This window comes from Collinsella sp. CLA-JM-H32B (assembly GCF_040098065.1).
In the GTDB taxonomy this organism is placed as follows: Bacteria; Actinomycetota; Coriobacteriia; order Coriobacteriales; family Coriobacteriaceae; genus Collinsella.
Map to the genome: position 1 here is coordinate 223394 of NZ_JBBNNA010000002.1, position 8208 is coordinate 231601.

An 8208-nucleotide genomic window follows, 5' to 3' on the forward strand; every position below is an offset into this window, starting at 1 on the left:
AGTGTCCCCAATGACTAGTCGTTTAAGAACGTCCCCAATGACTAGGCGAGGGCGGTCATGATGGTGCGGGCGACGCCGTCGTGGTCGTTGTCGAACTCGGTGATGGCGTCGGCGGCGTCGCGGTCCTCGGACTCGGCGTTGATCATGGCCATGCCGTGGCCCGCTGCCTGCAGCATGGGGATGTCGTTGATGTTGTCGCCGAAGGCCCAGGCGTCGGCGAGACGCTCGCCCAGATGCTCGCATAGCCACGTGAGTGCCGTTCCCTTGGTAGCGCCTTCGCCCATAACCTCGATATTCATGGCGTACGAACGCGTGACCTCGATCCCGCCGAGTGTATCGAGCTCCGCCGTGATGGCGTCGCGGTCGGCCGGATCGTGCCAGTACATAGCGATGCGTTCGAGCACCTCGACTTCGTCGATTTTGCTGTCGATATCCATGTCGATCGGCGTGCGCGTGCGCTTGAGCGAAGCCGCGATGTGGGGGTCGCCGCCACAGAACTCGTCCAGGCGCGTGTAGAGCGAGCGGGGGAGGAAGCACTGCCCGTCCGCGAAGATATCGAAGGTGACGTCATGGCCGACGGCAATGCTGTGGACGCGGCGGGCGATGGCGCGGTCGAGCGGTCGGCTCAAAATGCGCGTAGCACGTGAGGCATCGGTGGGCGTACCGTCGTCGAGCTGCCAGACGCTGGCACCGTTGGCACAGACCGCGTAGTGTACGGCGGGGTGGGCGAGGATGGGCTCAAAGATGCCCGACAGCGGGCGCCCCGTGCAGGGCACAAACTCAATACCGCGGCGCGCAAGCTCGTCGAGCATCGCCCAGGTGGCGTCGCTCATCTGCTTATCACTCGTCAGCAGCGTTCCATCCATATCGGAAAACACAATCATTCGCTGCGATCCTTTCTACTGGCATAAAAAGCGTGGCCGAGGGCGGTGATGCCCTGGCCACGCTCGGGTTCTATAACGGTCCGCGTCCTAGCGATCGGCGAGCGGCTTGTATTCCAGCGGCTCGATAACCGGGCGATACGCGGGACGGATGATGCGGTGCGCGCAGAAGAGCTCTTCCATGCGGTGCGCCGACCAGCCGGCCATGCGGGCGACGGCGAACAGCGGCGTAAAGAGCGTCTCGGGCACGCCGAGCATCTTGTAGATAAAGCCCGTGTACAGGTCGATGTTGGCGCAGATGGGCTTGGTCATGCCGTGATCGCGCATTACTTGCGGGGCCAGGCGCTCGATGCGCTCGATGAGCGCGAACTCCTCGCCCAAGTCCTTCTTGGCGGCAAGCGAGCGCGCGTAACGGCGGCAGACCTCGGCGCGCGGGTCGCTCAGCGTGTAGACGGCGTGGCCCATACCGTAGATGAGACCCGTGCCGTCGAAGGCCTGCTTGTCGAGGATCTTGCCCAGGTAGGCTGCGACCTCGTCCTCGTCCTCCCAATTGGAGACATGCGCACGGATGTCCTCGTGCATGGACACGACCTTGGCGTTGGCGCCGCCGTGGCGCGGGCCCTTGAGCGAGCCGATGGCCGCGGCGTAGGCGGAATACGGGTCGGTGGCCGAAGACGACAGCACGCGGCAAGCGAAGGTGGAGTTGTTGCCGCCGCCGTGCTCGGCATGCAGCATGAGCATCACGTCGAGCAGCATCGCCTCATCGCGGGTGAACGCCATGCCGCCGCGCAGGACCTGCAGAATGGTCTCGGCGGTGGAGAGGCCGGGCGTGGGGTGCGGCACGTGAACCTCGGAGCCGCGAAGCTTGGCGACCGAGGCCATGTGGGCGAAGGCGGCGATGCGCGGGAGACGTGCGAGCATGGAAATGGCGACGTCGATTTCGTGCTCGGGCGTGATCACGTCTGGTTCGGCATCGAAGGCGTAGAGCAGCAGCACGGCGCGCTGGAGCACGTTCATGATGCTCGACGACACCGTGGCCATAGGGAACTCTTTGACGTATTCGTCGCTCAGATGTCTAAAGGCGCCCAGGCGCTCGCAAAAGCCGTCGAGCTCTTCCTTGTTGGGCAGCGAACCCGTGATAAGCAGATAGGCGACTTCCTCGTAGCCGTAGCGATTCTCGGCCTGGGCATTGTTGACCAGATCCTCGATGCTGTAGCCGCGAAGCGTGAGCTTGCCCTGATCGGGCACGACCTTTCCGTCGACCTTGTTGTAGCCGTGCACATCCGAGATGCGAGTGAGGCCCGCGACCACGCCCGAGCCGTCGGCATTGCGCAGGCCGCGCTTGACATTGTGCTCGACAAACAGGCCCTCGTCATAAGGGTCGGTCGGCAGGCCGTGGTAGAGGCTTTCGCTCTCGGGCGAAATCTGGCGGCTTGCTTCGTAATCCAGAACCAGGCGGCTCAAGTGGTCATCGAAGCGGTAATAGATTTTCTTGGCGTCGTAGGCCATGCGCGCTCCTCTCCGGGCCGCATCGGGGTGACTTGCATGGGCATGCGCGCGTCAGGCTATCCCCAACGGCTTGCTCGCTACAGGCGGTACATAAAGTTGAAGACGTCCTCGCGCTGGATGGACACGTTGACGCCCGAAAGCTCGCCGGCCTCGGCCAGCGCCTTCTGCAGCTCGGCGAAGTCGAGCTTGGACTCGGCGGTATCGGCCAGCATGGTCATGGTGAAGATGTCCTCGATAATGGACTGCGTGATGTCGCGGATGTCGACGTTGGCCTCGCCTAGGACACGGGTGACGCCGGCGACGATGCCGGGGCGGTTCTTGCCAAGGACGGTGATGACGATACGGGAGGACGAGATCTCGGCCATGGGAAACCCTTTCGCGTGATTGCGGCGCGCGCGGGGCGCTCCGCTACGGTACAGTGTTCATCATTGTACCTGTCTGGCGCAAAAAAGGCGCGCTCGCTGCGGCGTTACATGCCTGCAACATGAGCGTAAGGGGGAAGGCCGTACGGGGAAGAGCCGTCTGGCGCGTGTCCGGCTCGTGTTGGGTTGATTTCCGATCTCAGCCGAACACATTGAGCGGACAGGCCGTTCCCGCAGTCAGCCGAACGCCTCCGACGGCTGATTCCGAACTGGAAGCGGAGGGCATCCCCGCCCTTCGGTAGGGGATACCGCTCCGCGGCGCATGCCGCGGGCGGCGCCCCTATCGGACCACCGTGACCTCAGTTGGGATGGGCCCAGCACTGCCGCGTACTCGGTGAGCTAGAGCCAACTGTTCGTCTTCACGTCGCGTATGGCGATATTTCGGTCGTCCGGCTCGGTGATGCCGTAGCCGAACGCCTGGAGCGTCTCGATGGACTCCTGGATCCTCTGTTGGAACATGGGACCCGGATCGACCCTCGGCCCGAGGTGCCCGCGCCAAAGGCACGGCGTGGCGCGCAGCATGTTATGGATTTTGGAGATGGGCTCGATGTCGGCGTAGACGTTGAGCGTCGCCATGGCGTCCTTGTGGCCGAGGATCGATTGGAGCGCCTTGATATCGCCGCCTTGGCGGATCCACTGCGTTGCGAACGTGTGGCGAAGGCCGTGGAACGTGATCAGCTCGTCGTTGGTGCCCATGAGGCCGTTGGTCTCCGAGAACGTCTTGAACGCCCTGCGGATATAGCTTGTCGTCGCGAAGGTCGCGCCCGGCTCCGACAGGATGTAGCAGTCCCCGATCTCGACCGCCCCGGTAAGGCCGCGCAAGCGCAGCTTTCCGCAGTCGATCTCGTGGGTCTCCTTCAGGAAGGGGAGTAGGCCGACCGGGTCGATGGGGATACCCCTGGCGTCATGGGTCTTGGTGTCCTTGATGAACGAACCCATTCCCTTCGCGTACGCCACCGAGTGTCTGATCGAGATCAGGCCCGTCTCGAAATCCACATCGCACCACCGAAGGCCGCAGGCCTCGCCGATTCGCATCCCCGTGTGCAGGGCGAGTACGACCGCCCTCTAATCCTCGGCGGACCAATCGAGTCCGAACTCCTTTCGGGCATCCTCTTCGCTCATGACTTCGAGAAGGTCTCCGGGTTGGCAACGAAGGGCGAGGCATAGCTGCTCGAGTGTGTTGAAGCGAATGCCGCGAATATGCCCTTTTTTAATACGGGACAGGTTCACGGGCGTGGTTCCAATCCTTTCGGCAAGTTCGTTCGAGGAAATCTTTCGCTCGGCCATGATCTTGTCGAGGCGAACAATTACGGGCATGGCGTTTCCTTACGCAATCTCGTCGGAGTCGAGGTACAGCTCTCGGGCGTACAAGAAGAGCTGGGAAAGCATGAACAGGACGATGCCGAGAACCAGAGAGGTCCAATCGAATGATGAAGCGATCTCTTGGGCGCCGACGGCCCCCTCGCCGCCAAACATCGAAAAGGAGGTTTTGAGTGAGCCGGCGTAGAGGCTGGTGGCAGCTTGAACAACGAAGAGAATGCCGAGCACCTTCAAGCATGTCGCAGACCCTTTCTTGAAGGGGTCTGCGCTCTTGATCGTCCACACGAGAACGGCGCTGAGGATGGTCGTAGCGATACCGATGACGGCAGGGACCAATGTCGAGATCGCAAGGGCTGGATACGCGGGGGAGTCTGCAATTACAGGGTTGTCGAGCACTTCGATTGCTGGCTTTAAGGAGAACGCCACTTGTGCGATGGCGGTGGCGCAAAGGGTCGCAGAGGCTATCGCACATGCGATGCGGAAGGAATGAAGCCGGGGAGTGCGATTGTCGGAACTCATAATAACCTCCGAAGAATTTAAAAAACTCAGGTTACTTTTTAACAGTTTATGTTAAATTGACTTTGCCGGCAAGTAATAAGGGCCGAGCATTTTGTTCGGCCCCTCTGTTCCGACTGGATGAGGTTAAGGTTGGCGATGAATATGCTCAAAATCTCGAAGGCGATCTTTAGGTCGCTTCTCTCCTCCAGGTCGCTCTGTGTTGTCGTTGTTGCGTTGATGGTTCTTTGTGCTCTGCCCGTCTTCAGGAGCGCGGCTGGCATCGACGGACGGGTCGAATACCTCGAGTCGGGAATAACCCGTGTTGAGCAGGAATTGTCAGCATCCTATGCGGATGCGCTTGTGAATGCGGGGGAGGACGGTGTCTATACCTCTTCATCAAGCATGCCCGCGCTTCTGTACCCTCTTGCCGCGGGACGTCTTATCTTGGCACCGCTCTCTCCCCTACTTCCGTTTCTGCAGATATCGGATGGAGAGTACACCTATTATGACGGATCGAAGGAGTACTTGCTATGGGTCGCAACGGCCGTTGCCGTCTCGTTCCTTGCCGCGCGTCTTAACAAACGTGAAAAGCTCATCATCCAGGCACCGATGGGCGAGCTGGGTAGACTTGTTGCATCGAGCGTATGGGCGAGTGTTTTTGCAATGCTTGCCGTCCTCGCCATCAATCTTCCAGGGATAATCGCCGCGCTTGTGAAGAATGGCCCGGGCTCGCCGTTCTATCCGATAGGCTACATTCAATATGCGACTCCGGTTATCAAACCGGCTTGGCTGGTGTTCGCGCAGACGGCCATCTTGCAATTCTTGGTGGCAGCGTTCATCTCGCTTGTCGTTCACCTTGCCGTGAAGATTGCCAATAACCCTACGCTTGGAATCGTGTTCGTATGTGCCCTGATGGGGGTGACGATGGTTCCCGGGTATTACGGAAGATCCATCGCTTTACGTGAGTTCGCCCTGTTGAATCCCCTTACGTATGCGAACACTGAGTTGACCGTCGGCGCCTATAGCCCGTACCCGACAACGCAGATAGTGAATCTGCCTGGACTTTGCTTCGAGCGTGGCGCGATTGCCCTCGTATGCGCAATCGGGATCGAGGTGCTGGCAATTAGCCTGCTTTGCGTTGCTGGAAAGAGCGGCTGCGCGTGCCCGATATCCCCGATTTGTCTTGAGAGAGGTTCCTTCACTGCATCGAGAACGGCAACTCGTTCGAGCGCTTGTGCCTCCGCCGTTGCATACGTAAGAACGATGGGGAAACTGCTCCTGCGTTCTCCTACCCTCGCCGTATGCGCGATTGCAATGTCGACGACGATGCTGGCCCCGGCTCTGGTCGAGATGTTTCCTGACGCTGATAACGTTTCCGCTGTTCGGTATAGGGATGGGGAGCTCCGTTCAATAGATCGGTATCTAGAGCAGAACGCTGCGAATATGGACGTCGAGGGCAAAGCGGCCCTGGAAGACATGCGGGATGCTCTTTCGGGTTTCGTGTACGCGCCTATGCCTGCGGAGGGGTTTCGAAGCCTTGCGACGTACGAGCGCGCTCGAGGTGAGCTGGGCGCGGCAGATGCGACTCTCCTGCAATCGATCGGAATCGAGCCGGAGACTCCTTCTCGTGCGGAGGCGCGCGCCCTTCTGCTTGAGTCGATCGCGAGCTTGCCGGACCCCAAGGTTTACGAGTTAAGTACGAAGATGCCCCCATTAATCCTCCTTTCGTATCTCCAGGCAGCGCTTCCCTCCTTATTTTTGCTGTTGCCCGTGGTTGTCACATCGCTCGCGTGCACCCACCTGCAGTGTCGTTCCCTTCTGGTTCTCCAGATCCCCGCAACAGCGCATGTGCGTTTTCTGGCGGCTGTTGCGCTGGCTCTCCTGCTTGGCTTGGTGCTGCTTTTGGTGTCGATGGTTCCCGCTGTCGTTGTGTCCGTGATTAAGAACGGTGCGGGTGGATCGGAGTATCCCGTCGCTCTCATTCGGGCGGGAGCTTCGACAACGTCCATGGTGGGGGAGGCGGTGTTGTGCAGTATTCCGTTGCTGGTCATGGCATACGGCGTGATTTCCGTCGTCGCTGCGTTGACAGCAGCGATTAGCCGCAACCCCGTTGTCACCGGAATGGTTTGCGCGGTTCTCTTGGTGTTGGGTTCGTTGAGCGCTCATGTTGAAAGCGTGGGCATGGGCGTCGCGCTGCTGGCTCCATTCGCCTCGTTTGATCCCGCTTCCCAGGTGGGGACGATTGGGTTCCTTGGGCGAGGGACGAACGCGATGCCTTTTGGAGAGGTCGTCGGCGCATCGGGCGCTCTGCTGGTGGTCTTGGGCGCCGTATCTCCGTTGATGGTGCGCCTGAGTGTTCCAAAGATCGAAAGGGGATGATCTCGATGATTGACCTTCAAACGCTGACGATCTCTTATGGAAAGAAGGTGCTCGTAGATTCGGTGAACGCTGAGTTTGCCCCGGGTACGGTCTACGGTCTCGTCGCTCCGAACGGGCATGGAAAGACGACGTTGCTGCGTGCGATGGCAGGTTTGCCGGGTCCTCGCGTGGACGGGAACATCGTTCTGGATGAGGTGCAGGGTACGGGTGCGAGAGAGGTCCGTTCTATGATCTTCTATGCACCTGGTGAGGGGACGCTGCTGTATCCCGGATTGCGTGCGGAAGATCACCTCAAGATGGTTTGCGATATGTGGCCGCATGCTCGCGATATTGAAGAGATAGTGGAACAAACGCAGATAGGCGAGTTCGCGAAGATGAGGATCCGCACTCTGAGCCAGGGCATGAAGCAGCAGCTTACCCTGGCGATTGCGTATGCGACGGGCGCGCGGTACCTTCTATTAGATGAGCCCATGAACGCGCTCGACCCCAGCAGGGTGGACTTGCATTCCGAGATTCTCAGGAAGCTGGCCGATTCTGGTACGTGCATCATCATGTCATCCCACATCTTGGATTCGGTCGATAGGCTGTGCGATGAGATTCTGTTTTTGAAGGATGGGAGGCTCATTAGAAGCATTCCGCAAGATGATGCTGCGCCGAAGTCTCCTGGATCCCATTTCGCAAAGCCTGCTGGACGCGCCGAGGGTGCGCTAAGCACGTATCGGCGACTCTACGAAAAGGGCGGGTAGAAATGCAAGTTAAAAATCTATGTGGCCAATGTGATACCGTTGAACCCGCATATCGATACCGCTCAGCCATTCGCCTCGCCCCCGTCGCACGCATCTTCATTCGGTCTGTCATTATTAATCTAACGATGCTTTGAGAAATGTAGGTGCTTCCAAATGTACTGTCGACTTCTTCTCAAACTAATCCTAAGAGACAGGGCCGTATGGATCTCTACGCTCGTTCTTGCCGCAGCCTTCTCCATCCCCATTGCGTTCAATTCACCCATCTACGGGCCCTTCTTTATGAAGCAGGGCATGCAGGGCTTTGTCGACGCATTCAATACGCGCGCACCCCAAGCCAACGGCACAGACCTATCGCCAGAGCAGCAAGTCGACGCGGAGCTTGCAAGATACGCGAACGCCGCCCTTGCCGCTCAAACCGACGCCGCCTTTCTCGATTCTGCCGAGAGCTACTAC

Annotated in this window: 8 protein-coding genes; 2 read left to right on the forward strand and 6 right to left on the reverse strand. The window is 59.6% G+C overall.

Annotated elements, in window-relative coordinates; genetic code table 11:
• Positions 1-41 precede the first annotated feature (41 nt).
• From AAA138_RS03035 to AAA138_RS03060, 6 genes are all read right to left on the reverse strand, one after another.
• A complete protein-coding gene (locus AAA138_RS03035) occupies positions 42-884 on the reverse strand; it encodes a Cof-type HAD-IIB family hydrolase (protein WP_349089500.1) in 843 nt (280 codons plus the stop codon).
• Positions 885-971: 87 nt separating this feature from the next.
• Complete coding sequence (locus AAA138_RS03040) at positions 972-2390, reverse strand: citrate synthase (RefSeq protein ID WP_349089501.1); 1419 nt, start codon at positions 2388-2390, stop codon at positions 972-974.
• A gap of 77 nt (positions 2391-2467) precedes the next feature.
• Complete coding sequence (locus tag AAA138_RS03045) at positions 2468-2755, reverse strand: ACT domain-containing protein (protein ID WP_006235289.1); 288 nt, start codon at positions 2753-2755, stop codon at positions 2468-2470.
• 396 nt (positions 2756-3151) lie between these two features.
• Entirely contained in the window at positions 3152-3859 is a 708-nt protein-coding gene (locus AAA138_RS03050) for a site-specific integrase (protein WP_349089510.1), read from the reverse strand.
• A gap of 18 nt (positions 3860-3877) precedes the next feature.
• A complete protein-coding gene (locus AAA138_RS03055; protein WP_006235292.1) occupies positions 3878-4129 on the reverse strand; it encodes a helix-turn-helix transcriptional regulator in 252 nt (83 codons plus the stop codon).
• A 9-nt stretch (positions 4130-4138) separates the two neighbouring features.
• Entirely contained in the window at positions 4139-4651 is a 513-nt protein-coding gene (locus tag AAA138_RS03060; RefSeq protein ID WP_349089502.1) for a hypothetical protein, read from the reverse strand.
• Positions 4652-4786: 135 nt separating this feature from the next.
• Between AAA138_RS03060 and AAA138_RS03065 the strand changes: the two genes are divergently transcribed.
• Both AAA138_RS03065 and AAA138_RS03070 read left to right on the forward strand, forming a co-directional pair.
• On the forward strand, positions 4787-7009 hold the full coding sequence (locus AAA138_RS03065) for a hypothetical protein (protein ID WP_349089503.1): 2223 nt from the start codon (positions 4787-4789) through the stop codon (positions 7007-7009).
• Between the two features lie 5 nt (positions 7010-7014).
• Positions 7015-7755 carry an ABC transporter ATP-binding protein gene (locus AAA138_RS03070; RefSeq protein WP_349089505.1) on the forward strand — a complete coding sequence of 247 codons (741 nt, stop codon included), beginning with the start codon at positions 7015-7017 and terminating at the stop codon, positions 7753-7755.
• The last annotated feature ends 453 nt before the right edge of the window (positions 7756-8208 follow it).

Excerpts from the sequence above, each read along its gene's own strand:
- AAA138_RS03045 (WP_006235289.1), bottom strand. The coding sequence starts at position 2,755 with ATGGCCGAGATCTCGTCCTCCCGTATCGTCATCACCGTCCTTGGCAAG.
- AAA138_RS03035 (WP_349089500.1), bottom strand. The coding sequence starts at position 884 with ATGATTGTGTTTTCCGATATGGATGGAACGCTGCTGACGAGTGATAAG.
- AAA138_RS03070 (WP_349089505.1), top strand. The coding sequence starts at position 7,015 with ATGATTGACCTTCAAACGCTGACGATCTCTTATGGAAAGAAGGTGCTC.
- AAA138_RS03055 (WP_006235292.1), bottom strand. The coding sequence starts at position 4,129 with ATGCCCGTAATTGTTCGCCTCGACAAGATCATGGCCGAGCGAAAGATT.
- AAA138_RS03040 (WP_349089501.1), bottom strand. The coding sequence starts at position 2,390 with ATGGCCTACGACGCCAAGAAAATCTATTACCGCTTCGATGACCACTTG.
- AAA138_RS03060 (WP_349089502.1), bottom strand. The coding sequence starts at position 4,651 with ATGAGTTCCGACAATCGCACTCCCCGGCTTCATTCCTTCCGCATCGCA.
- AAA138_RS03065 (WP_349089503.1), top strand. The coding sequence starts at position 4,787 with ATGAATATGCTCAAAATCTCGAAGGCGATCTTTAGGTCGCTTCTCTCC.